The organism is Nocardia sp. NPDC055050 (assembly GCF_053608345.1).
On sequence record NZ_JBSGVG010000017.1, the window covers coordinates 118,782 to 142,502 of the forward strand.

A 23,721-nucleotide genomic window follows, 5' to 3' on the forward strand; every position below is an offset into this window, starting at 1 on the left:
CAGGGGCCCGAAGGGCCCCGCTCGAGCGCGCCAGCGCTCAGAAAACACAGGAGCGTGGCATGGCGAACGGACGTAACGGATACCTGCTGTTGGGCGGGATCGCGTCGGTGGGGGCGGGCGCCGTGCATTTCATGGCGGCGGGCATGCACACCGAGCACGCCACGCTGGCGCGGCTGATGGTGGTGCTCGCCGCGATCCAGTGCGCGACCGGGCTGGCGGTCTTGCTGAGCGAGCGGAAGGTGGTCGTGAGCTCGATGCTCGCGGCAAATGCCTTCGCCGCCGCGGTGTGGGCGTTCACCCGGTTCGCCGATGTGGGGTGGATCGCCGGGTTGACCGCGGAGTCACCGCAGGTGGCCGACACCGTGTGCGCGGTGCTGGGTGCGCTGGCCGCCGTCGCCGCGGGCATCGGTCTGCTCCGGCCCACCGCGACCCTGCCGCCGATGCGCTCCGGAATCGCGGCCGCGGCCGTAGGTGTGCTGGCGCTGGCGGCGATGCTCAACGGTGTCGGGCACGTCCACAGTCACGGCGACACCGGCGATCACGCGCATGCCGGGGGCGATGACCACGCGCACGGCGCGGGCGACGATCACGGCACCGAGGCGAACTGGCCGCGCCCGTGGGATCCCACGAAGCCGATCGACCTGTCGGGTGTCGCCGGTGTGACGTCGGACCAGCAGTCGCGCGCGACCAACCTGGTGCGCAGCACGCTCGACGGCCTGCCCGCCTTCTCGGATGTGAACACCGTTGGCGCCCTGGGCTTCCGCTCGATCGGCGACTCGGCCACCGGGTACGAGCACTACATCAACATGAGCTACATCCGCGACAACAACTTCCTCGACCCCGCCCACCCGGAGTCGCTGGTCTATCGGGTCGACGGAACCGGCCGCACCCTCGTGTCGGCGATGTACATCGCCAACGGCAAGAAGATCGACGATCCGAGCCTGGTGGACTTCGGCGGGTCCCTGATGCAGTGGCACGTCCACGACAATCTCTGCTGGAAGGCGGGCGACAACGGCCCCGTGGTCGCCGGTGTCCTCGACGCCCAGGGCAATTGCCCGCCCAACTCCATCAACCCCGGCGCGGGCAATCCGATGGTGCACGTCTGGATCGCCCCGCATCAGTGCGGCCCGTTCGCGGCGCTCGAAGGTCATGGCGCGGGCCAGGCGAGCGCTGACGGCCGGCGCACCGACACGTGCAGTCACGACCACGGCGGCGGCCACAAGTAAGCGGTCACCTCTCAGCCGGGCTGAACCCAGCGGCGCAGGGCGTCGATGGTGGATTCCGGAGACGTGTTGAAACAGAAGCGGATTCCGGGCGCGAGGTCGGAGGCGACATTGATCAGCCGCTCGAACAGCAGGGTGTGTTCGGGCGCCATCCGCACACCCGCGCCGATCATCGCGACCCGGAACTCCCCACCCGCCGCGCATTCGCGCAGGACCGCTTCGGCCGCGTCGGGGTCGGCTGGGACCTGGCAGGAGACGATATCGAAACCTGCTTCGCGCAAGGCGGTTTCGCCTGCGGTGATGCGCGCGGTCAGGGTGGCTTCGTCGATCTGCGGGTAGCGCGTGTAGTCGACGGCGCTGGGGTGCAGACCGATCGACAGCACCGTGCTCGTCTTCGGTTGTGCCACTGGGCTCTCCGTTCTCATCAGATAGGTGGTGATGCCGAGGCCGGCGAGCACCGCCACGAGCAGGGCGCCCGCCTTCACCACGAGGTGGGGCCCGTTCGGTCGAAGAATCCGCCGGTCGGGCCGTCCCGGTCGGCCGTCGCCACGGCGACGACGGCGTCGGTGCCCTCGGTGACGGTCTGGAAACCACTGTGCCCGTTGAGGTCGGTGGCGGTGTAGCCGGGATCGATCGCGTTGACCTTCATCTCGCCGAGTTCGCTCGCGTACATGACGGTGAGCATGTTCAGCGCCGCCTTGGTGCTCGGGTAGCCGAGGGCGGGCGGCAGCAGGCCCTGCCACTTCGGGTCGGTGACCGTCGCGATGGAGCCGACACCGCTGGACACCATCACGATGCGGGGATGGTCGGACAACCGCAGCAGACCCACGAACGCGTTCGTCACCCGGACCGGGCCGAAGACGTTGGTCTCGAACACTTCTCGCAGATCATCGGGGCCGGTCTCAGAGGGTGCGCGACGGGGACCACCGATGCCCGCGTTGTTGATGAGCACGTCGAGGCGGCCCGCGGTGGCCTTCACGATGTCGGCGGCCGCGGCGACGGAGTCGTCGGAGGTCACATCGAGCGGGACGAATCGAACGTCGACACCGGCCGCGGTGAATTCGGCGGCGGCGGCCTCGCCGAGCGCGGTGTCGCGGGCGGCGAGGAACACCAGCCAGCCGGCTTCGGCCAGTCTGCGCACCGTTTCCCGGCCGAGTCCCTTGTTGGCCCCGGTGACCAAGGCAATCGTTGTCATGGCTCCAGAGTCACCCCGACCCGGCCCGGTCTCCAGTGCTGCCTCGGCATAGGCCCCGCGGTACCACCCCTGACCCGTTGTCCTGCGGCACCATGGAAGGGGTGGACAGAGCGGAATTGGCGACGGTATTGCGCACCGCGCGTTCCCGGCTGACCCCCGCCGACGCGGGCCTGCCGGGCGGATCACGCAGGCAGGTCCCCGGATTGCGGCGCGAGGAGGTGGCCAACCTGGCCGGGGTGAGCGTCGACTACATCGTGCGGTTGGAGCAGGGTCGCGGACCGAAACCGTCGGAGCAGGTGCTCGGCGCGCTGACCAGGGCGCTGCGGCTCACCGATGTCGACCGCGATCTCGTCTTCCGGCTCGCCGGGTCGGAACCGCCGCAGGCCGGGCGGATTCCGATGGTGATCCGTCCCAGCGTGCTGCGGCTGCTGGATCGCCTGGCCGATCTGCCGGTGCTCGTGCTCTCGGCCAAATCCGACGTTCTTGCCTGGAATCCCTTGTCGGCGGCCCTACTCGGTGATTTCTCCGCGATCCCGGTAGGCCGGCGCAACATCATGTGGCAGCGCTTCCTCGGCACCGGCATGGGCCGCGTCGTGATGACACCCGAGGAGGCCGACAGCAACGCGGCCGCCTGTGTGGGCTGCCTGCGCGCGGTGAAAGCAACCTACCCCGACGACCCCGGCCTGACCCGCCTGCTCACCGAACTACGCACCGGCAGCCCAGAATTCGAGACACTCTGGCAGGCAGGCCGCTCCAGCGCCATGCACAGCCTCACCAAAACCATCGCCCACCCCGACCTCGGCGCCCTCACCCTCGACTGCGACGCCATGCACGTCCCCGACACCGACCAAACCATCATCATCTACTCCGCCGCCCCCCACACCCACACCGCCACCGCCCTCGACCTCCTCCGAGTAACCGGCCTCGAATCGTTCCACTGAAGCGCCTCGACCACGCGCCTCACTCGACTGGGCGTGAACCGTCAGACGGCCCGGTCCACTATCGCGGCGCGGATCGACGCGACCGCGGCCTTCGGATCGTCGGCCCAGAAGGCGACGGTGCTCACGGTGAAGTCGTCCTGCGGGGTGTGGAAGGTCCGAGGCTCGGTCAGGATGACGCGGATGTTCGTCGAGCTGCCAATGATCACGGCGAGCGCCTCGTCACCCGGTCCGGTGCGTTGCAGCGATTTCGCGCCGTCGTAGGCGCGCAGGTCGTGGCGGACCGCTCGGATGCCGGACAGAGGGATGTCGAGGCCGACGCGACGCAGGTACCGGACTCGTAGCAGATCATCGGTGAGTACATGGGGGTGCATGTGGTGCGCGGCCAACATCCCGACCATCCACACCAGTCCCCAGGCGCCAAGTCCCAAGGCGACGATCCGCGCCGCGGGCCATGGAATGAGCAGGTGAACCGCGGGGATCTCCACGGCACTGACCACGATGAAGGCCCAGATGGTGGCCGATACCGCGCCCGCGTACCGCATCGGCGTGCCGCCCCCGAGGTCCGGCCTGCGGGTGACGGCGCGCGCGAGGCTCACCCAGATGTCGACTTCGAGTCGAACGAAAGACCGTGCGAGCTGGGTGATCGGACGCATGGGACCCTCCTTTTCAATACATTCGCATTGTAAAGATGCCGAGCGTGGCAATACAAGTGCATTGTGAAAAGATGGACCGATGCCGAAGCGGGTGGATCACAGTTCTCGACGCGCGACGATCAGCGACGCGGTGATGCGCTTGCTCGCCCGCGACGGCCTGGAGTCGATCAGCCTGCGCCATGTCGCCACCGAGGCGGGCGTGTCCACCGGCCAGGTGCAGCACTACTTCCCCAGCAAGGAAGCGATGATGGAGTTCGCCACCTCCACGATCGCCGACCGGATCGCCACCCGGATCTCTGCGGCGGGCCCCGACCCCGACCTGCACCAGCTCCTCACCGCCCTGCTCCCCACCGACCCCGAATCGGCCGCCGACGCCCGCGTCCTTATCGGCTATCTGGCCTTCGCCTCGGTCCGTCCCCGGATCGCCGAAACCCTGGCAACGAACGGACGTGGCTTTCGCGACCATGTCGCCACCATGATCACCCATCACCCCGACCCGACAGCCGCCGCCGATTCCCTCCTCGCGTTGCTCGACGGCCTGGCCCTCCACGTCACCATCGGCCAACTCTCGCCGGACAAGGCGCGCGCCCTGCTGAGCGCGGCCATCGATGACACGCAGGGCACTTGCCCGCGCGGGGCACTCGACTGAAGCAGCGCAACCCTGGTTTTCAGGGCTACCGGTCGGTCGGTTCAGAAGGCAGCATCCATGTCGTCAACTGTGACAACACTTGTCGAAATTGGGAGTTAGCGTGTCGATCGGGAAATTCGTGATGGCGGGCATGGCGATGGTGGCACTCGGTGCGGTGGTGCCCGCTACCGCGGCGGCCGCGCCGACGGTATCGGTCGCCGAGGCGGGGACCGGCAGTGCCGACGCAACCAGCGGGAGCGCCACGTTGGTGATGCTCATCGAGGAGCTGTTCAAGCCGTGCCCGTTCAGCAGCACCGTGTGCCCGGCCACCGATAACTGAGCCGACAGCGAAGGACCCCGTCATCACCTCAGACGGGGTCCTTCGCTGTCGTACCGAGGATCGATCGGGCCTACACGGATGCAGATTCGACGCTATCGGCTCGGTGTGCCGCCACCGCGGCAGCGGTTTCGGCCATCACGAGTTCCGCGTTGATCTGCGCACCGGCCATGGCCCCGGCCGCCGCGGCAGCGCCGACCTGGGCGGACGGGTCGGTGGCATTACCCGCGATCCAGACGCCGGGCACCGAGGTACGGCCGACGGGATCGGCGGGGATGTGGTCGCCCATGCCGGAGGGGTGGGGTTCGGGAACCAGGCCGAGTTCGGTGAGGAAGGTGGCGCGGGTGTTCATCCGGGGTGCCACGACCAGCGCATCCCGTGCGATGACGGTGCCGTCGGCGAGCTGGACGCCCGTCAGCCGGTCGGCGCCGAGCACCTCGACCACCTTGCCGTCGACGATCCGAATACCGCGTGCCACCAGCTTTTCCACGTCTTCGTCACTCAATGGATCGGCCGTGTGCGACAGGAAGACGATGTCGTCGCTGAGCTGACTGAACAGCAGCGCCTGGTGCACCGACATCGGGCTGCTCGCCAGGACGGCGATGCGCTGATCGCGCACTTCCCAACCGTGGCAGTAGGGGCAGTGCAGGACATCGTGACCCCAGTGTTCACGCAGCCCGGGAACGTCGGGGAGCTCGTCGGCGAGTCCGGTGGCGACGAGAACGCGCCGAGTCCGCACGGTCCGGCCGTCGTCGAGGGTCACGAAGAATTCTTCGATATCCGACTGCCGACCCGCCCCCGCCGCAGCGCCGTCACCCGGACCGGCCTGCCCTGAATCACGCTCGTCCGCAACGATTCCGGGCTCGGGTGCGCGATTCACACGCGCGACGTTCACCACCCGTCCCGCCACCACATCGCCGCCGTACCCGCGCACCTCGGCTCGCCCGAGCTCGAGCAGCTCCAGCGGCGACATCCCCTCCCGCCCGAGCAGTCCGTGCACCCCCTGGGCAGGCGCGTTGCGCGGCGCCCCCGCGTCGATCACGGCCACCGAGCGCCGTGAACGCGCCAGCATCAGCGCCGCGTTCAGCCCGGCGGCTCCACCGCCGAGCACCACCACGTCGTACGAATCATCCAGCTGTGTCATCTCGACCTCCTTCGAGCGTCCACAGTGCATTCCAACGCCGAATACTGGCAACCTTCTTTGCCGATATGGCAAAGTGGGGAGCATGGAGGACCTCGATCAAACCCTCGACTCGGTCGGACCTCGGCTGCGTAACCTGCGCAAACAGCGCCAGACCACCCTCGCCGACCTGGCTCAGGAGACCGGCATCTCGGTGAGCACCCTGTCACGTCTGGAATCCGGTGACCGCAAACCCACCCTGGAGCTGCTGCTCCCCCTGGCCAAGGCACACGGCGTCACCCTCGACGAGCTCGTCGACGCCCCGCCCACCGGCGACCCGCGCATCCACCTGCGCCCGGTCACCCGCCACGGCATGACCATGCTCCCGCTCACCAAGCGCGCGGGCGGCATCCAGGCGTTCAAGATGATCATCGCCCCCGGCGCCCGCGATCGACCCCAGACACCGCAGGTGCACGAGGGCTACGAGTGGCTGTACGTGCTCAACGGTCGCCTGCGCCTGATTCTCGGCGACAACGATCTGATCCTCACCCCCGGCGAAGCCGCGGAGTTCGACACCCATATCCCGCACTGGTTCGGCGCGGCCGACGAACAATCCGTCGAATTCATCAGCCTGTTCGGCAAGCAGGGCGAGCGCGCGCACCTGCGCGCCCGCCCCAAATCCGACTAGGGCAAGCCCGACGGGGGCGAGCGCACTCACCTGTGCACTCGCCCCGACGGAAGACAGCGAGAATCAGCCGAGCGTGAAGCTCGCGCGTCCCGCGATGTGCTCCAATTCCTGGTGCTGGGGCAGGGATTCGTCGGTGGTCACGATCCAGGCCTCCACCCGGCCCTTGCCGGGCGCGGTCCCGAACCCGACGATCACATTGCCCGGCGCGTGCAGGATCTGACCGTTCTCCACGGGGTGCGACTGGCCGTCGCTGTAGCCGGTATCGAGATTGCGGAAGCGTACGGCCACCTGGTAGCGCTGGCAGAAGTCTCCGGTCTGGGTGATCGCCACCCGCACACCGAAGGTGCCCGATTGCGGCTGCGGCACGGTCTGGGCGTTGATGATCGCCGCGCAGTTGGCGCCGGGAGTCCGGCTCAACGTCGGCGTGAACACCGCGATCGGATCCGACGGCAGCGCGCCGGCGGGCGCACCGAGCCCGACGAGGACGGCGCCGGCGGAAACAACCACGGCCGAGAATTTGCGAATTGTGCTGTTCGTGAGAGTCATACCCACTTCGTCGTGCCGAACAGCCGCACCGTTAGCCACCGCAATGGTCTCGATTCGGCATCCGAATATGTTGTGCCACAACAGATTCAGGGCCACTGGAATTGTGGGCACGCAGCGGCGGAGGGCAGTGCAAGCCCCTCAGTTGTTCGCGACACTCCCGTCGGCGCGTTAACAGCGATCCGGAGGAATTCAGCCCTGGAGCGCGGCGATCAACGCCGGACTCAGCGCCAGCGCGGGCAGCGACTCCACCAGCAGATCGACCAGCGACTCGCGGCTGATCGGTTTGTCGATCATCCAGGTGAGGATGGTCTCCTCGACGAAGGCGATCCAGCCGCGAATGGCCAAGGTGAGCCGGGCCAGATCGGGATCCTCGGGCGGCAGCGGCAGTTCGCTCACGATGAGATCGGCGATGGCGCCGCGGGTTTCGTTGACGTAGTCGGCCATGTCGGGAGTGACGCTGGCGGGCCCGCGCAGCACCGAGCGATACGACGCGGAATGCTCGGTGGCGTAGTCGACGAATCGTTCGATCGAGTCGCGCAACATGTCGAACAGTGACAACTCGCGGTTGGGCATGATCGCGACGAAGAACTCGGTACTCACATGCCGGGCGATCGCCTCGTGGAATTCCTGCTTCGAGGCGAAGTAGTGGAACAGCAAGCCCCGCGAGATGCCCGCCTGCTTGGCGATGTCGTCGACCGAGACGTCCTCGAGCGACCGGTCGACCAGCATTTCGGCGCCGAGGGTGATCAGCTGCAGCCGGCGCTCCTCGGGGCTGAGCCGCACACGCTTCGTCTCTCCCGCACTCCTGGTAGTCACACCCGCCATCCTAGCCACTACTGAACCCGGCTCAATAGCTGTTGACTCCGGCTCAATAAGACCGTATTCTGCAATACATGAGTCGTAAGGTTACAGACAACGTTGTCGAGCCCCGGGTCGCTGAAACCCGCCACGTGAAGACGATCATCGTCGGCAGCGGGTTCGCCGGCCTCGGCCTGGCCATCCGCCTGCGCCAAGAGGGTCGCGACGATTTCCTCGTGCTCGAGCGCGGCAGCGAAGTCGGCGGCACCTGGCGCGACAACACCTACCCGGGTGCCGCCTGCGACGTGCCTTCGCACCTGTACTCGTACTCGTTCGCCCCGAACCCGAACTGGACCCGCTCGTTCTCCAAGCAGGGTGAGATCCAGGCGTACATCAAGAGCGTCGCCGAGCGCTACAACGTGCTCGACCGCCATGTCTTCGACTGCGATGTGCAGAGCATCCGCTGGAACGAAGCGGCCGCGCAGTGGGAGATCAGCTCCAGCCAGGGCGAGTTCACCGCCGACACCGTGGTCTCCGCGGTCGGCGCGCTGTGTGAGCCGTCGCTACCCGACATCAAGGGCATCAACAACTTCGAGGGCGAGATCTTCCACTCCGCCCGCTGGAACCACGACGCCGACCTCACCGGCAAGCGCGTCGCGGTGATCGGCACCGGCGCCTCCTCGATCCAGATCGTGCCCGCCATCGCGAGCGAGGTCGCCACCCTCGATGTCTACCAGCGCACCGCGCCCTGGCTGCTGCCGCGCATGGACCGCCCGTATCTGCTGCCCGAGCGGCTGGCGTTCAAGCACATCCCCGCCGTCCAGCGCCTCTCGCGCGCGGCGATCTACGCGGCCCGCGAGACCCAGGTCGTCGGCCTGACCCGCTTCCCCGTGCTGATGAAGGCCTTCGAGGCCCTCTCGCGCGCCAAGTTGCAGATCGAGATCCGCGATCCCGAACTGCGCAAGAAGGTCACCCCGAACTACCGGATCGGCTGCAAGCGCATGCTGATCTCCAACGAGTACTACCCGGCGCTGGATCGCGACAATGTCGACGTGATCACCGACGGCATCGCCGAGGTGAGGGCGGGCTCGATCGTCACCAAGGACGGCACCGAGCGCGAGATCGATGCGCTCATCGTGGCCACCGGTTTCCACGTCACCGACTCGCCGACCTACAACGCGATGGTCGGACGCGACGGGCGCACGCTGGCCGAGGTGTTCGACGACATCGGCCAGCAGGCCTACAAGGGCTCGGCCATCGCGAACTTCCCCAACATGTTCTTCCTGGTCGGCCCGAATGTCGGCCTCGGCCACACCTCGATGGTGTTCATGATCGAATCGCAGATCAACTACGTCAGCGACGCGCTGGCGACGATCGACTCCCAGGGTCTGCGTACGGTCGAGGTTCGCGAAGACGTGCAGCAGGCCTACAACGCCGACCTGCAGGAAAAGTTGGGCAAGACTGTCTGGAACACTGGCGGGTGCGCCAGCTGGTACCTGGACAAGCACGGCAACAACACCACGTTGTGGCCGGACTTCACGTTCGAATTCCGTAGGCTCACACGGCATTTCGATGCCGCCGCCTACACTACGACAACCGCAGACGCCGACAGGGAAGTGGTGGCAGCACAGTGAGCAAAGATGCTTACTTCACGAACAAGGTATGCGTGATCACCGGCGCCGGCTCCGGCATCGGTCGCGCACTGGCCGAGAATCTGGCCGCGCGTGGCGCCAAACTCGCGCTGTCCGACATCGACGCCGAGGGCCTGGCCCAGACCGTCGCGTCCTGCGAGAAGCTGGGCGCGCAGGTGAAGTCCGACCGGCTCAACGTGGCCGAGCGCGAGGCGTTCCTGCTCTACGCCGATCAGGTGAAGGCGCACTTCGGCGTCGTGCACCAGATCTACAACAACGCGGGCATCGCCTACCACGGCGACGTGATCAAGACCGAGTTCAAAGACATCGAACGCATCATGGATGTGGACTTCTGGGGCGTCGTCAACGGCACCAAGGCGTTCCTGCCGATGCTGATCGAGTCCGGCGACGGCCACGTGATCAACGTGTCCAGCCTCTTCGGCCTGGTCGCCGTGCCCGGCCAGGCGGCCTACAACTCGGCCAAGTTCGCGGTGCGCGGCTTCACCGAGGCGCTGTTCCAGGAGATGAAGGTCGCCAAGGCGCCGGTCAAGGTCACCTGCGTGCACCCCGGTGGCATCAAGACCGCGGTCGCCCGCAACGCCACCTACGCCGAGGGCATGGACGGCGCCAACGCCGCCACCCTGTTCGACAAGTACCTGGCGATTCACACCCCGGAGATGGCCGCACAGACCATCACCGAGGGCGTGCGCAAGGGGCAGGCCCGCGTGCTGATCGGCTGGGAGGCCAAGGTGCTCGACGTGAGCGTGCGCTTCCTCGCCTCCGGCTACAGCCGGATCTCGGCCGTGGTCAACGGCCGCTTCATGCCACACTGACGCTCCTCCGGACCCGAGGAAACTCCATGCGCGAGTTCAAGATTCCGCTGCCGATCGCCCGTGCGTTGCTCGACCCGGTGTTCCGGGTGACACTCAACGCACGGCTACCGGTCGCGGTACAGCGCGTTCTGCTCGACGCGGTCTCCCGGCTGCAGTTGGTGCCCGACGGTTCCGTCGTGCAGCACCTGCAGCTGGGTGGGCGCCCCGCCGAACGCGTGATCGCCGAAACCGCCATTCCGGGTTCGCGTACCCGGGCGGTCCCGCCCGAACGTGCCGCGGGCGCGATCTTGTACCTGCACGGCGGCGGCTACGTGGTCGGCTCGATCGCCACACACCGTTCGCTGGTGGCCGGTCTCGCGCGTGAGACCTCCTGCGCGGTGTATTCGCTGGACTACCGGCTGGCGCCGGAACACCCGTTCCCGGCCGGGCTCGACGACGCCGAGGCCGCGTTCCTCGACCTGGTCGGCAACGTCGGCTACCGGCCCGAGCAGATCTGCCTGGCGGGCGACTCGGCGGGCGGCGGCCTGGCGATGGCACTGGCCCAGCGGCTGATCGAGAAGCATCAGATGACCCCCGCCGCGCTCGGCCTCATCGCGCCCTGGGTGGACCCCACCGAGGTGCCGAGCAGGGATCGCGACCTGGTGATCAACCGAACGTGGTCGCGAGCCTGTGCCGCCCACTACCTCGGCGACTCCGCCGCGACCGAAGCGGGTTACGCCCCGCTGTCGGGCAACCTGATCGGCCTGCCGCCCACCTACGTGCAGGTCGATGTGAGCGAACTCCTGCACGACCAGTGTCGCAAGCTCGTCTCAGCCCTGCGTGGAGCGGGTGTGCACGTCCGCTTCACCGAAACCCGCGGCCTCTGGCATGTCGCGCAACTGCAAGCCGCGCTGGTCACCGAGGCAGCGCTGGCTCTCAGCGAACTCGCGGAATTCCTGCGAGAAGCAATTCAGCCGGTATCGATAGACGATTTACGATAAAGCCTGGTGACGGGCAATTCGGGCGGCGATATCGCGACCCGCCCGAACGTGTCGTAGATTACTGGCGAGTAGAACCCACTGGAAGGGCACAGATGCGAGAGTTCGAAGTTCCGGCTTCCTACACCATCCCGGACGATGCGAACAATGCCGACAACGTCTTCCGCTTCGCGCAGGAGACGCCGAACACGGTCTTGTTCAACGTCCCGAACGGCAGCGGCGGCTGGAATGACGTCACGGCAGCACAGTTCGAGAAGGCCGTCCTCGGCGTGGCCAAGGGCCTGATCGCCGCCGGCATCGAGCTGGGCGACCGCGTCGCGATCATGGCAGCCACCCGCTACGAGTGGACGCTGCTGGACTTCGCGATCTGGGCCGCCGGCGGCGTGACCGTCGCGATCTACGACAGCTCGGCCGCCGAGCAGGCCAAGTGGATCCTGCAGGATTCCGAGACCAAGCTGCTGGTCGTCGAGAACGACAAGCACCGCGCCACGATAGACGAGATCGAAGCCGGTTCGCTGCCCGCGCTGGCCGAGACCCTGCAGATCGACAAGGGCGCGATCGATACCCTCGTCGAGCGTGGTGCCGGGCTCGACGACGCCGCCGTGCACGAGCGTCGCAAGCAGGTCGGCGCGGCCTCGCCCGCGACCCTGATCTACACCTCGGGCACCACCGGCCGCCCCAAGGGCGTTCAGCTGACCCACGCGAACCTGTGGGCGGAATCGCGTTCGGGTGGCATCGAGCTCAGCGCGTTCGTCTCCGAGGGCCAGAAGACCCTGCTGTTCCTGCCGCTGGCGCACGTGTTCGCCCGCGCTGTCGCGCTGATCGCCTTCGATTCCAAGGTGACCATCCGCCACAGCTCGGACTGGACCACCCTGGTCGAGCAGTTCGGCGACTTCAAGCCCGACTTCATCCTCTCGGTGCCGCGCGTGTTCGAGAAGGTGTTCAACTCCGCCAAGCAGAAGGCGCACGACGGCGGCAAGGGCAAGATCTTCGACGCCGCCGCGGAGACCGCCATCGCCTACAGCACGGCGCTCGAGACCAAGGGCGGCCCCGACCTGCTGCTCAAGGTCAAGCACTTCGTGTTCGACAAGCTGGTCTACAGCAAGCTGCGCGCGGCCCTCGGCGGCCAGTGCCTGGCCGCTGTCTCCGGTGGCGGCCCGCTGGGCGCGCGTCTGGGCCACTTCTTCCGCGGTGCTGGCGTGACGATCTACGAGGGCTACGGCCTGACCGAGACCACCGCCGCGTTCACCGTGAACACGCCCGCGTTCATCCGCGTCGGCTCGGTGGGTCGCCCGATCCAGGGCCACGCGGCCAAGATCGCCGAGGACGGCGAGCTGCTGCTCAAGGGCTCGGTCGTGTTCGACGGTTACTGGGGCAACGCCGAGGCCACCGAGGAGGCGTTCGAGGACGGCTGGTTCAAGACCGGCGACCTGGGCGCCATCGACGCCGACGGCTTCGTCACCATCACCGGCCGCAAGAAGGAAATCCTGGTCACCGCGGGCGGCAAGAACGTCTCCCCCGCGATCCTCGAGGACTCGCTGCGCGCGCACCCGCTGATCAGCCAGGTCATGGTCGTCGGTGACGGCCAGCCCTTCATCGGCGCGCTGATCACCCTCGACCCGGAAGCCCTGCCGGGCTGGAAGGATCGCAACGGCGTCGCCGCCGACACCGCGATCGAGACCCTGATCGAGAACCCGGCGCTGGTCGCCGAGGTGCAGGCCGCGATCGACGAGACCAACAAGAAGGTCTCCAAGGCCGAGGCGATCAAGAAGATCCGCATCCTCCCGGTCGACTGGACCCAGGAGGGTGGCGAGCTCACCCCGAAGATGTCGCTCAAGCGCGCCGTCGTCATGAAGCAGTACGCGGGCGAAGTAGACAAGATCTACTCCTGATCCCACACAGACGAGAGGCCGGTTGCGTTCGCGCAACCGGCCTTTCGGCTGTTCAGAACCGTTGCGCCGCGAATTGTGCCGCGGTGATGGTCATTCCGTTGATGCTGTACAGGGTGTGCGAGACGTTGGGCTGGGCGAGTGGGGAACCGTCGCAGATGTTGTCCGAGGGGACACACAGCTCGATGGTCTTGTCCTTGTAGAGCGCGCCGACCGAGACCGCCGGTGCGTCCGCGTCGGCCATGAACCGATCCGACGGTTTGCCGAACAGCGCGACCGCCGCGACGTGCTCTGCCACCTCGGGCGCCATCGGCTGCGGCAGATACATCTCGTACTCCGGCAGCACACCCTCGGGCACACCGACACCGGTCGCGAAACCGGCCAGCGCCGCGCCTTGGGAATATCCGCCGAGGACGATGCGGGCGCCCGGGCAGTTCGCCGCGAGGTATTCGACCCGTCGCTGAGCATCACTGATCCCCTGCACGACGGTGCGGGCGAAGGCCAGCCGGTCGGTGAAGTCGCTGCTGGCCGGGTAGTCGACGCCGTACGAGCCGACCGAGCGTCCGCCCGCGTTCGCGCGCAGCGCTTCGACGAAGGAAATACCGGTCAGACCGAGTTCGCCACCCTGCTCGGCGGTCCCGCGAGCGAACACCACCTCCACATCGGAACAGGGCTCGGCGGTAGCGGGATGGGTGGGCGATACCAGGGGAATCGCGGCTGCCAAGAAGACTGCAGACACGAATCGCGAGAAGGAACGTGCTGTCATGCCGCGCAGACTACCGACCGCGACTGTTCACCATCGCCTCGACTCGGCCGGATTCGCCGCCGGGTGAGCGACGGCCCCGGCGTTCAGGCCACACTCAACGCCCTGGACCGCAGCATCCGCAGACCCGCGATGCCGATCGCCAGATCGGCCGCGATCTCGAACAGTGCGGCGAACCAGGAGAATCCGGTGACGCCGGAGGCGGCAGGCGCGTTGATGAAGCTGTCGCTGAGCGGACCGAACCAGTCCGGAAGCAGGTGCACGATCGTGAAACCGATCGCGCTCGCGAAGCCGATGAACACCGCGGCGCGGGGGGCCGCCGGGTGCCTGCGGAACACGAGGAACACCGTGAACAGGGCGAAGAGGATTTGCAGGGTGCCGAGGGCGTTCACCAGCGATGAGGTGGCGCCCATGCCCCGGCGTAAGTGGTCGGCGCCGTGGACCAGGAGGGCGACGGCGAAGACCGCCGTCGTGGCGCGCAGTGTCGAGTCCGGTGCTGTCTCGGTCATCATGTCTCCTGCCGAGCGGGATCGTTTCTACTACGCAGTGTAGTTTTGATGGCCGATCCGCGGGAGGTGTTCGGCCGTCACAAATCGGTCACCGGGGCGATCCGGGCGCGACGTACGCTCTGTGCATGGCGTTCTTGCGGGCGATAGCCGGGATCGTGGCCGCTGCACTGGTACTCGGTGTGGCGGAGTTGGTCGCGGTGTTCACCGGGTCCGGGAGCGCACCCGCCTACGCACTCGGCGCGACGGTGGTCGACCATACCCCCGACGGGGTCAGGGAATGGGCGATCTCGACGTTCGGAACCAGCGACAAGGCCGTGCTGTTCGTGTGCATGGGCATTGTCGCGGTGGTGGTCGCGGGGATCGCTGGATATTTCGAGCGAGCGGCTCGACCGATCGGATCGGTACTGTTCGCGATCTTCGGCGTGGTCGCCGCTGTCGTCGGCGCCGGGAGAGTCGGCGGGTTCGCCGGTGCGCTGCCCGCGCTGATCGGTACCGCCGCTGGAATTCTCGCGTTGCGAGGACTGACCCGGCGGATCGATGACGCATCCGATTCGCGGCGACCGGCGACGGAACCCGCTGCGCCACAACTCGGTGAGGCCACCGCGGCGCCGGAGGTAGGCGGCGAGGACAGCCCGGTCCGCACCGGCGCGTCGATCGCAGGAGCCGGGCGGCGGCGCGTGCTCGGTGGCATCGCGGCAACCGGGGTGCTCGCCCTCGGAGCCGGCCTGGCGGGCCGGCTGCTCGGCGGCGCGCGCCATGATGTGACGGCCGAGCGCGAGACCGTCGAATTGCCCAGGGCGACAGCACCGTTGCCGGATCTCCCGCCGGATGCCGATCTCCGGGTACCCGGACTCACCTCGTACATCACCCCGAACAGCGACTTCTACCGGATCGACACCGCGCTGATCGTTCCCCAGGTGTCCACAGACTCCTGGTCCCTGCGCATCCACGGGATGGTCGACCAGGAAATCACTCTCACCTGGGACGACCTGCTTCGCCGCACTCCGGTGGAGCGCCTGGTCACCCTGGCATGTGTCTCCAACCCGATCAACGGCGACCTGATCGGCAACGCCCGCTGGCTCGGCTATCGCCTCGACGAACTCCTCGCCGAGGCACGACCGCACCCCGACGCCGACATGGTGCTGTCGCACAGCGAAGACGGCTGGACCGCGGGTTCACCCCTCTCGGTCCTCACGGACGGCCGCGACGCCCTCCTCGCCATCGGCATGAACGGCGAACCCCTCCCGGTCCGGCACGGCTACCCCGCTCGCCTGGTCGTCCCCGGCCTCTACGGGTACGTCTCCGCCACCAAATGGGTCACCGAACTCGAGGTCACCCGCTTCGACAGGGCCACCGCCTACTGGACCCGGCGCGGCTGGTCGGCGCAGGGCCCGATCAAAACCGGCACCCGCATCGACACCCCACGCGGGCGCGGGCGAATCCCGCAGGGCCGCACCGTGATCGCCGGTGTGGCCTGGGCCCAGCATCGCGGCGTCACCGGCGTCGAGGTGCAGGTCGACAACGGCGACTGGCGCCCCGCCCGCCTGTCCACCGAGGTCACCGTCGACACCTGGCGTCAGTGGACCTACGACTGGGAAGCCACCCCCGGCCAGCACACCCTGCGCGCCCGCACCACCGACACCTCCGGTCAGCCACAAACCGCCGTCGAACAAGACGTCGTCCCCGACGGCGCCACCGGCTACCCCACCCTCACCATCCAGGTGAACTGAAACCTGCCCGCCACGTTCGCACGTGACGGGCAGGCGACTCGACACTCGCGATCAGGCCGAAGCGTCGGCCTTCTCCCGCGTGGGAGCGTTTCCGGCGGACTTGCCGTGGCCGACGAACAGGGCCGAAGCGACGATGCCGATCACCAGGATGGCGGCGGGCAGGATCATCGACTGGGCCAGCGCGGTGCTGAATTCGTCGATGATCTGCGGCGGGAGTGGGCCGGTGGCCGCGCCCTCGCCGACCGGGCCGCCACCGCCGAGGCCGTTGGCGGTCAGACGGGCGGCGATCAGGGCGCTGATCGCGGCACTACCGAGAACCGAGCCGACCTGACGGGTGGTGTTGTACACACCGGCGCCCGCACCGGCCTGGGCGACCGGCAGATTGTGGGTGGCGGTCGAGGCGAGCGGTGCCCAGATGCAGGCGTTGGCCAGGCCCGCGACGGCGGCGGCGACGAGGAACCAGATGATCGACGAGTCCGGGCTCATGAGCGCGCCGAAGGACGCCACCGAACCGGCGAACAGCACGAATCCGATCGTCGGCAGCAGCCGCGGCGGCAGCTTGTCCGACACCTTGCCGATGAACGGCGCGGTGAAACCGGTGATGATCGCCATCGGCGCGAAGACCAGCGCCGACATCGTCGGCGTCATCTCGCGCACCGCCTGCAGGTAGAAGTACGAGGGCACCATCATCGAGGTGATCGCGGCGCCCATCGCGGCGATCGCCAGGTTCGACAGCGCGAAATTGCGGTCCCGGAACAGGCTCAGCGGCACCAGCGGTTCGCCCTTGTTGCGCGCCTGGTTGATCACGAACACCACCAGCATCACCACGCCGAAGCCGATCAGCAGCCAGATCCGCAACGACCAGTCCTGCGCATTGCCCTCCTGGATACCGAAAACCAGGGCGAGCATGCCGACGCCGCTGAGAATCACACCGACGATGTCGAACTTGTGGTCGCTGGTCGGCAGCGCGGGCACCAGCCACACAGCCAGGCCGAACGCGATGATGCCGACCGGCACGTTGACGAAGAAGATCCATTCCCAGCCGAGGTTGTCGACCAGCACGCCGCCGAGGATGGGTCCGATCAGCGTCGCCAGCCCGGCGACGCCACCCCACAGGCCCATCGCGGCGCCACGCTTGTCCGGGGCGAAGGTGCGGGTGATCACGGCCATCGTCTGCGGGGTCATCAGCGCGGCGCCGATACCCTGGGCGGCGCGGGCGGCGATCAGCATGCCGATGCTGCCGGACAGGCCGCACCAGAGCGAGGCGGCGGTGAAGATCGCGAGGCCGATCAGGTAGATGTTCTTCGGCCCGAACTTGTCACCGAGCCGACCGGTGACCAGCAGCGGCACCGCGTAGGTGAGCAGGTAGGCGCTGGTGACCCAGATGACGTTGGAGATGTCGGTGCTGAGGTCGGTCATGATGGCCGGATTGGCGACCGCGACGATGGTCATGTCCAGCAGGATCATGAAGAACCCGACCACCAGCGCGAAGAGCGCTAGCCACGGATTACGTTGGGTGGTCATCGAATTCGTTCCAATCGAGGAGAAGGATTCAGCTTCGGGCGGCCCAGCGGGGCCGGGGCGCGGCGTCGGGGTGATCCCCGGTCGGCCATTCGTGGACGTGATCGTCGGTGATCCGTTCGCCGGTGTCGGGGTCGTACTGCTCCCACGGCACAGCACCGCTGCCGAGTTCGGCGGCGAAGCGTTCGATCCACGTGAGTTCGGCGTGGATGGTGGCGCGAATGTATTCCAGGACAAAGAAATACCGGCGCGGGATGGCTCGGCTGCGCGCCCAGTCGAGCAGCACGTCCGTGTCGGCCCGCGACTGAGTCAGGTACTCCACGCGCTCGTCGAGCAATGCGATGACCTGTTCTTGCGGAAGGGTGTGCGCTTCGGCCAACGCCACCCGGAAGATCGGATATTCCTGCACCGGTGTCCGCAGCAGCTCGGCGATCCGTCCCCGCAGGGCGGTCCGCCCGGAATCGGTGATCCGATAGGTGGTTCGCTCGGGCCTGTTCCCGGCCCGGCCGATCCCCTCCGCCGCCACCATCTCGTCGTCGGCCAGCCGGGCCACCACGTGATACAGCGACCCGGGCCGCACCTTGACCAGCAGGTCCTCCCGCCGAGCGATCAGCAGTTGATACATCTCGTACGGATGCATGGGGCGCTCGTCGAGCAACGCGAGCACCGCGATCGCCAACGGCGTCATCACATTCCGCCCGGGCTGCCCCACCCCGCCACCTCCACTCAGCTCTATGTTCCACCACCAAATATTCCAGTAGGAATATACGGAGCGGAACAAAGCTTGGCAAGGGCGCGACCCACCCGACGACGTCACACCGAACACCGCTGTTGGCCGCCATCCGGGTTCGCGTCGGGAGTCCGTGCGCGCCGATACCGCGGCGAGTACCGTGCGCGCCGAATCACGGAGGGGAGCAAGACTGCCTGATCGTGGGCATCGTGCGAATGGGCCGGGCCCAAGCCGCGTGGTCCGACGCTGCTTCCTGACCGCCCGTTCTGTGCGACCGTGCGCTACAGGCCGTGGGCGTCCAACCAGGATCTGGCCGCGTCGGCGGGGCTGGTGCCGGATTCGATCTGGTTGATCGACTCGGTCAGACCCTCGGTGGTCAGCTCGCCCGCAACGTAGTTGAGCTTCTTCAGCTGTCGGCGGTCGAAGATGCCGCTGCGGTAGAGGGCGACGATGCTCTGGGAGCGGGCGGCGCCCTCGGGCGCTCCGCCCGGCGCGCGCAGGCGCAGGTCTGTGCCGTCCGCGGCGTCGGAGACCGAAATGCCCTGGGGCAGAGCCGAGTTGACCGCGGCGACCACCTCGTCGGGCGTGCGGGCGGGGGAGGCGGGGTTCCAGCGGTCCACGAGGGCGCCGTTGCGGGCGGGGAGGACCGCGATGCGGCCCGCGTCGAGATCGGCGAGGGGGGTGGCCGATCCGGTCGAGACGGTGGAGTCGGCGCCCGCACGGTCCAGTGCTTGGGAATAGATCTCGGCGAGCAGAACCGATTCCGTCGTCGAATTCCCACCCACCACGACCACCGGGGCGGCGTCGTCGGAGGCGCAGGAAATAGTGGTGAAAGCGCAGGCTGCGGCCAGGATCGCGGCGGCGGTTCGACGCACGGCGACCGAGTACATGCGGCGACACCAACTTTCCGTATTTGCCGTCAACCCGCGCAATTCGGCCCGACGGCGGGCAGTATGAACTACCAGAATGTACCTGTGGCCCCCGGGTCGCACGCACAGCGCACTGCCCGCCTTTGCCGGAAGGACACCAGTGAAAACCGACTTCGCCTCCTCATCGCCAGGACAACGTCGACCGGCACGCCGCCTCGTGATGCGGGCGGGCCGGGTACTGGTTGCCGCGGTGGCGCTGGCCGCCGCCATGATCGCCTCCGCCTGCGGCAACAACGATCCCCTTGCCGCCAAGGGTGATTGCACCAGCGACGCGCTGATCATCGGGTCGGCCAACTTCCCCGAGTCCGAGACCGTCGCCAACATCTACACCGAGGTGCTGCGGATCAACGGCTTCAAGGTCGACACCAAGTTCGACATCGGCTCGCGCGAGGCCTACATCCCCGCACTGCGCCAGTGCGCGATCTCGCTCATCCCCGAGTACACCGGCAACCTGCTGCAATACCTCGACAAAGACGCCACGGCCACCGCCGCGCCCGAGGTGAACGCCGCGCTCACCACAGCACTCGGCGACGACCTCGCCATCGCGACCCCCGCCCCCGGCGAGGACTCGGACGCGGTGGTCGTCACCCGCGCCACGGCCGACAAGTGGAACTTGAAGTCCATCGCCGACCTCGCGCCGCATTCGGCCGAGGTGAAGTTCGGCGGGATGGCCGAATTCGCCCAGCGCCCGGGCGGACTGCCGGGCTTGAAGAAGAACTACGGCCTCGATATCACCGACGCCAATTTCGTGCCGATCGCCGACGGCGGCGGCCCCGCGACCGTGCGCGCACTGGTCGACGGCCAGGTCACCGCGGCCGACATCTTCACCACGTCGCCGGCGATCGCGCAGAACGACCTGGTCGTGCTGGCCGATCCGAAGCACAATTTCGCCGCGCAGAACGTGGTCCCGCTGTTCAACGCCGCGAAGAAGTCCGACAAGGCCGTCGCCGTGCTCGACGCGGTCTCGGCCAAGCTCACCACCACCGAACTGATCTCGCTGAACACCGCCGTCTCCGGCGACAGCAAGATCGAACCGAAGGCCGCCGCACTCGCCTGGATCACCGCCCAGGGGCTGAACTCCCCCATCGGCTAGGCGAACCCGCGCCTCGAGGAGAATCGCATTGTCCGACATCGAATTCCGCGGTATCGACAAGACCTATCCGAACGGCACACACGCGGTCCGCGATCTGAACCTGCACATCGACTCGGGATCGTTCACCGTGTTCGTCGGTCCGTCCGGCTGCGGCAAGACCACCTCGATGCGCATGATCAATCGAATGGTCGACCCCAGCGCGGGCACCGTCACCGTCGACGGACGCGACATCGCGACGATCGATCCGGTGAAACTGCGCCTCGGTGTCGGCTATGTGATCCAGAGCGGCGGGCTGCTGCCCAACCGCCGGGTGATCGACAACGTGGCGACCGTGCCGATGCTGCTCGGACAGTCACGCAAGGCCGCCCGCGCGGCCGCACTGGAGGTGATGGACCGGGTCGGGCTGGATCGCGATCTGGCGCAGCGATATCCGGCGCAACTGTCCGGCGGCCAGCAGCAGCGGGTCGGGGTGGCGCGAGCGCTGGCCGCCGACCCGCCGGTGCTGTTGATGGACGAGCCGTTCAGCGCGGTCGACCCGGTGGTACGCGCGGAACTGCAATCGGAGATGCGACGGCTGCAGTCCGAATTGCACAAGACGATCGTGTTCGTCACCCACGACATCGACGAGGCGATCACGCTCGGCGACAAGATCGCGGTGTTCGGGCTCGGCGGGGTGCTCCAGCAGTACGACACGCCGGAACATGTCTTGGCCCAGCCCGCCACGGATTTCGTCGCCGGGTTCGTCGGCAGGGACCGCGGGTATCGCGGACTGTCGTTCCGCAGCGCCGAAGCTGTTGCGCTGGCGCCGATCCGGATGATCGAGCCGGACGGCATCGCCGGATTGCGGCTCACCCAGGGCGAATGGGCACTCGTCGTCGACGAGCTCGGCAAGCCGGGCGGCTGGATCGACGTCACCGGCGTCGAGCGGGTGCGGGCCGGAAAACCGCTGGACTCCAGTGTTTCCGCGGGCGGCTCGCTGTTCACCCCGACCGGCGACCTCCGGCAAGCCCTGGACGCGGCGATCTCCTCGCCCTCGGGAATCGGCGTCGCCGTCGACGAGGCGGGCGCCGTGCGCGGCGGGCTGCTCGCCACCGAGGTGCTGACCCAACTCGCCGAACAGCGAGTAGCCGAAGACTCCCAACGCAATCAGGAGTTCTTCACCCAGGGCACCTCGTGAGATACCTGATCGACAACTTCGCCGACATCATGGCGATCACCCGCACCCACCTGGTGCTGGCACTTGTCCCCTTACTGCTCGGCCTGGTGATCGCGGTCCCGCTCGGCGCACTGGTGCACGGAAACCGCTGGGCCCGGCGGATCACCACCACGACGTCGAGCCTGGCCTACACCATCCCGTCGCTCGCGCTGTTCGTGATCATTCCGCCACTGGTCGGCATCTCGATGATCGACCCGCTCAATGTGATCATCGCGCTCACCGTGTATTCGACCGCGCTGCTGCTGATCGCGGTGCCGATGGCACTGGATACGGTGCCCGACAGCGTGATCGATGCCGCCGACGCGATCGGGTTCGGCCGGATGCGGCGCACCGTCACCGTCGACATGCCGTTGGCGCTACCGGTTTTCACCGCTTCTCTGCGCGTCGTGGTGGTCACCAATATCGCCATGGTGTCGGTCGGCGCGCTGATCGGAGTCGGCGGGCTCGGGAAGCTGTTCACCCAGGGCTACCAGCGCGATTACCCCGACCAGATCGTCGCGGGCATCATCGTGACCCTGGTGCTCGCGCTGATCTTCGATCGGCTGGTGTTCCTGCTCGGCACCCTCGCAACCCCGTGGACCAGGGCAGACGCGCGCGTGAGCGGGGCCCGCTCGTGAACCTCTTCGTCGAAGCCTGGAACTATCTGAGCGACAGCGCGAACTGGGGCGGACCCACCGGCATCGAACATCGCCTGCTGCAACACCTGTGGTACAGCTTCCTCGCGGTGGCGCTGTCGGCGGTGATCGCGGTGCCGCTCGGGTCGATCATCGGGCACACGCGCCGCGGCAGTGCCGTGATGGTCGGCTTCGCCAATGCCATGCGGGCGCTGCCGACACTGGGTCTGCTCACCTTTCTGGTGCTCGGACTCGGGCTCGGGCTGATCCCGCCGCTGCTGGCGCTGATCACCGTCGGCATCCCACCGCTGCTGGCGGGGGCCTACGCGGGAATCGCGAATGTGCCCGCCGATGTGGTCGACGCCTCGCGGGCGATGGGGATGACCGAACGCCAGATCCTGTTCCGGGTCGAGGTACCCAACGCGATGCCGGTGCTGCTCGGCGGGTTGCGCAGCGCCACACTGCAAGTCGTCGCCACCGCGACCATCGCGGCCTATGTCAACCTGGGCGGGCTCGGCCGCTACATCTTCGACGGCATCGGGCTCTACCGATACGACCTCGTCTTGGTCGGCGCGCTGCTGGTCGCGGTGCTGGCGCTGGTGCTCGACGGGCTGCTCGCGGTGGCGGTGTGGGCGAGCACCCCCGGCACCGGCAGGCTCACCCGCGCGGGGACCGACCCCCGGATCTCAGTCGTCGCCGAGTAGCGCCCGCAGGTGCGGGTCGTCGGCCAGCACCTGCTGCATCCTGGCACGTTCCCGGGCACGCTGAGCGTTGGCGTGAATCCACTCCTGCACCGCCTGCACCATCGCCACATTCACCGAAACGCCCGCGGCCGCCGCGGCCTCCGCGAGCTGTTCGGCGACGTCATCGGGAAGCTGCACGGTGATGGTGGTCATCGTTCGATGATCCCAGATGACACGACAGCGCCCCCGTTCCGTGGGAACGGGGGCGCTGTCCGGGAGAAACTAGGCGACACCCTCGGCGCGCGCCGCTTCGGCGACGGCCTCGGCCACTGCCGGAGCCACGCGCGGGTCGAGCGGGCTCGGGATGATCTTGTCCACGGCCAGCTCGTCGGCGACGACACCGAAGATGGCGTTCGCGGCGGCGACCTTCATGCCCTCGGTGATCCGGCGGGCACCGGCGTCGAGCGCACCCTT

26 protein-coding genes and 1 pseudogene are annotated in these 23,721 nt (G+C 67.7%); 14 read left to right on the top strand and 13 right to left on the bottom strand.

Annotated features, from left to right (window positions below; translation table 11 throughout):
- Positions 1 to 59: 59 nt before the first annotated feature.
- Positions 60 to 1,226: a hypothetical protein gene (locus tag ACWGCN_RS19540; RefSeq protein ID WP_379314648.1), complete on the top strand. Its 1,167-nt coding sequence runs from the start codon at positions 60 to 62 to the stop codon at positions 1,224 to 1,226.
- A gap of 11 nt (positions 1,227 to 1,237) precedes the next feature.
- Here ACWGCN_RS19540 and ACWGCN_RS19545 read toward each other — a convergent pair whose 3' ends face one another.
- Positions 1,238 to 1,711, bottom strand: a complete 474-nt coding sequence (locus ACWGCN_RS19545; RefSeq protein WP_452457689.1) for a hypothetical protein — start codon at positions 1,709 to 1,711, stop codon at positions 1,238 to 1,240.
- Positions 1,705 to 2,418: an SDR family NAD(P)-dependent oxidoreductase gene (locus tag ACWGCN_RS19550; protein WP_379314646.1), complete on the bottom strand. Its 714-nt coding sequence runs from the start codon at positions 2,416 to 2,418 to the stop codon at positions 1,705 to 1,707. The genes ACWGCN_RS19545 and ACWGCN_RS19550 overlap by 7 nt, the downstream gene beginning before the upstream one ends.
- Positions 2,419 to 2,519: 101 nt before the next feature.
- On the opposite strand from ACWGCN_RS19550, the gene ACWGCN_RS19555 reads away from it, so the two are divergent.
- Positions 2,520 to 3,359, top strand: coding sequence for a helix-turn-helix transcriptional regulator (locus ACWGCN_RS19555; RefSeq protein WP_452457688.1), 840 nt, complete (start codon positions 2,520 to 2,522; stop codon positions 3,357 to 3,359).
- A 41-nt stretch (positions 3,360 to 3,400) separates the two neighbouring features.
- Here ACWGCN_RS19555 and ACWGCN_RS19560 read toward each other — a convergent pair whose 3' ends face one another.
- The gene (locus ACWGCN_RS19560) at positions 3,401 to 4,012 is read right to left on the bottom strand and encodes a hypothetical protein (RefSeq protein ID WP_449963767.1); all 612 of its coding nucleotides are present in this window, start codon (positions 4,010 to 4,012) and stop codon (positions 3,401 to 3,403) included.
- A gap of 79 nt (positions 4,013 to 4,091) precedes the next feature.
- On the opposite strand from ACWGCN_RS19560, the gene ACWGCN_RS19565 reads away from it, so the two are divergent.
- Positions 4,092 to 4,661: a TetR/AcrR family transcriptional regulator gene (locus ACWGCN_RS19565; RefSeq protein ID WP_452457687.1), complete on the top strand. Its 570-nt coding sequence runs from the start codon at positions 4,092 to 4,094 to the stop codon at positions 4,659 to 4,661.
- 100 nt (positions 4,662 to 4,761) lie between these two features.
- Positions 4,762 to 4,980, top strand: a complete 219-nt coding sequence (locus ACWGCN_RS19570; protein ID WP_378993431.1) for a hypothetical protein — start codon at positions 4,762 to 4,764, stop codon at positions 4,978 to 4,980.
- 70 nt (positions 4,981 to 5,050) lie between these two features.
- Here ACWGCN_RS19570 and ACWGCN_RS19575 read toward each other — a convergent pair whose 3' ends face one another.
- A complete protein-coding gene (locus ACWGCN_RS19575; RefSeq protein ID WP_452457686.1) occupies positions 5,051 to 6,121 on the bottom strand; it encodes an NAD(P)/FAD-dependent oxidoreductase in 1,071 nt (356 codons plus the stop codon).
- 82 nt (positions 6,122 to 6,203) lie between these two features.
- On the opposite strand from ACWGCN_RS19575, the gene ACWGCN_RS19580 reads away from it, so the two are divergent.
- The gene (locus ACWGCN_RS19580; RefSeq protein WP_452457685.1) at positions 6,204 to 6,785 is read left to right on the top strand and encodes a helix-turn-helix domain-containing protein; all 582 of its coding nucleotides are present in this window, start codon (positions 6,204 to 6,206) and stop codon (positions 6,783 to 6,785) included.
- A 63-nt stretch (positions 6,786 to 6,848) separates the two neighbouring features.
- On the opposite strand, the gene ACWGCN_RS19585 is transcribed toward ACWGCN_RS19580, so the two are convergent.
- Together ACWGCN_RS19585 and ACWGCN_RS19590 are read right to left on the bottom strand one after the other, a co-directional pair.
- The gene (locus ACWGCN_RS19585) at positions 6,849 to 7,292 is read right to left on the bottom strand and encodes a hypothetical protein (protein WP_378638330.1); all 444 of its coding nucleotides are present in this window, start codon (positions 7,290 to 7,292) and stop codon (positions 6,849 to 6,851) included.
- A gap of 228 nt (positions 7,293 to 7,520) precedes the next feature.
- Positions 7,521 to 8,156 (bottom strand): TetR/AcrR family transcriptional regulator, encoded by a 636-nt coding sequence (locus tag ACWGCN_RS19590; protein WP_378993426.1) that lies wholly within the window; start codon positions 8,154 to 8,156, stop codon positions 7,521 to 7,523.
- 68 nt (positions 8,157 to 8,224) lie between these two features.
- Here ACWGCN_RS19590 and ACWGCN_RS19595 point away from each other — a divergent pair, with 68 nt between their 5' ends.
- From ACWGCN_RS19595 to ACWGCN_RS19610, 4 genes are all read left to right on the top strand, one after another.
- Positions 8,225 to 9,763, top strand: coding sequence for a flavin-containing monooxygenase (locus ACWGCN_RS19595; RefSeq protein WP_379315161.1), 1,539 nt, complete (start codon positions 8,225 to 8,227; stop codon positions 9,761 to 9,763).
- Entirely contained in the window at positions 9,760 to 10,593 is an 834-nt protein-coding gene (locus ACWGCN_RS19600) for an SDR family NAD(P)-dependent oxidoreductase (protein WP_378993422.1), read from the top strand. Before ACWGCN_RS19595 ends, ACWGCN_RS19600 begins: the two co-directional genes overlap by 4 nt.
- A 26-nt stretch (positions 10,594 to 10,619) precedes the next feature.
- Entirely contained in the window at positions 10,620 to 11,573 is a 954-nt protein-coding gene (locus ACWGCN_RS19605) for an alpha/beta hydrolase (protein WP_378993420.1), read from the top strand.
- A gap of 92 nt (positions 11,574 to 11,665) precedes the next feature.
- Positions 11,666 to 13,462 (top strand): AMP-dependent synthetase/ligase, encoded by a 1,797-nt coding sequence (locus tag ACWGCN_RS19610; RefSeq protein ID WP_378993418.1) that lies wholly within the window; start codon positions 11,666 to 11,668, stop codon positions 13,460 to 13,462.
- A 52-nt stretch (positions 13,463 to 13,514) separates the two neighbouring features.
- On the opposite strand, the gene ACWGCN_RS19615 is transcribed toward ACWGCN_RS19610, so the two are convergent.
- Positions 13,515 to 14,225: a cutinase family protein gene (locus ACWGCN_RS19615; RefSeq protein ID WP_449963753.1), complete on the bottom strand. Its 711-nt coding sequence runs from the start codon at positions 14,223 to 14,225 to the stop codon at positions 13,515 to 13,517.
- 83 nt (positions 14,226 to 14,308) lie between these two features.
- Complete coding sequence (locus tag ACWGCN_RS19620) at positions 14,309 to 14,731, bottom strand: hypothetical protein (RefSeq protein ID WP_452460305.1); 423 nt, start codon at positions 14,729 to 14,731, stop codon at positions 14,309 to 14,311.
- Positions 14,732 to 14,856: 125 nt separating this feature from the next.
- On the opposite strand from ACWGCN_RS19620, the gene ACWGCN_RS19625 reads away from it, so the two are divergent.
- On the top strand, positions 14,857 to 16,461 hold the full coding sequence (locus ACWGCN_RS19625) for a molybdopterin-dependent oxidoreductase (RefSeq protein ID WP_452460306.1): 1,605 nt from the start codon (positions 14,857 to 14,859) through the stop codon (positions 16,459 to 16,461).
- Between the two features lie 51 nt (positions 16,462 to 16,512).
- Here the strand turns inward: ACWGCN_RS19625 and ACWGCN_RS19630 are convergent, their stop codons facing one another.
- The 3 genes from ACWGCN_RS19630 to ACWGCN_RS19640 form a co-directional block, all read right to left on the bottom strand.
- Entirely contained in the window at positions 16,513 to 17,985 is a 1,473-nt protein-coding gene (locus ACWGCN_RS19630; protein ID WP_379314043.1) for a DHA2 family efflux MFS transporter permease subunit, read from the bottom strand.
- A 28-nt stretch (positions 17,986 to 18,013) separates the two neighbouring features.
- Positions 18,014 to 18,694, bottom strand: coding sequence for a PadR family transcriptional regulator (locus tag ACWGCN_RS19635; RefSeq protein ID WP_449963743.1), 681 nt, complete (start codon positions 18,692 to 18,694; stop codon positions 18,014 to 18,016).
- Between the two features lie 299 nt (positions 18,695 to 18,993).
- The gene (locus ACWGCN_RS19640; RefSeq protein WP_452460307.1) at positions 18,994 to 19,602 is read right to left on the bottom strand and encodes a hypothetical protein; all 609 of its coding nucleotides are present in this window, start codon (positions 19,600 to 19,602) and stop codon (positions 18,994 to 18,996) included.
- Positions 19,603 to 19,801: 199 nt separating this feature from the next.
- Between ACWGCN_RS19640 and ACWGCN_RS19645 the strand changes: the two genes are divergently transcribed.
- Genes ACWGCN_RS19645 through ACWGCN_RS19660 form a run of 4 tightly spaced genes read left to right on the top strand, consistent with a single transcriptional unit; the run spans position 19,802 to position 23,268 of the window.
- Entirely contained in the window at positions 19,802 to 20,734 is a 933-nt protein-coding gene (locus ACWGCN_RS19645; protein WP_378638448.1) for an ABC transporter substrate-binding protein, read from the top strand.
- Positions 20,735 to 20,762: 28 nt separating this feature from the next.
- Complete coding sequence (locus tag ACWGCN_RS19650) at positions 20,763 to 21,911, top strand: ABC transporter ATP-binding protein (RefSeq protein WP_452460308.1); 1,149 nt, start codon at positions 20,763 to 20,765, stop codon at positions 21,909 to 21,911.
- A complete protein-coding gene (locus ACWGCN_RS19655) occupies positions 21,908 to 22,567 on the top strand; it encodes an ABC transporter permease (RefSeq protein ID WP_452452664.1) in 660 nt (219 codons plus the stop codon). Before ACWGCN_RS19650 ends, ACWGCN_RS19655 begins: the two co-directional genes overlap by 4 nt.
- A complete protein-coding gene (locus ACWGCN_RS19660; RefSeq protein WP_452460309.1) occupies positions 22,564 to 23,268 on the top strand; it encodes an ABC transporter permease in 705 nt (234 codons plus the stop codon). Before ACWGCN_RS19655 ends, ACWGCN_RS19660 begins: the two co-directional genes overlap by 4 nt.
- On the opposite strand, the gene ACWGCN_RS19665 is transcribed toward ACWGCN_RS19660, so the two are convergent.
- Complete coding sequence (locus ACWGCN_RS19665) at positions 23,251 to 23,460, bottom strand: ribbon-helix-helix protein, CopG family (protein ID WP_452460310.1); 210 nt, start codon at positions 23,458 to 23,460, stop codon at positions 23,251 to 23,253. The two genes, ACWGCN_RS19660 and ACWGCN_RS19665, sit on opposite strands and share 18 nt — an antisense overlap.
- A gap of 69 nt (positions 23,461 to 23,529) precedes the next feature.
- Positions 23,530 to 23,721 (bottom strand): annotated as a pseudogene (locus ACWGCN_RS19670) (NAD-dependent malic enzyme); the annotation flags it as partial.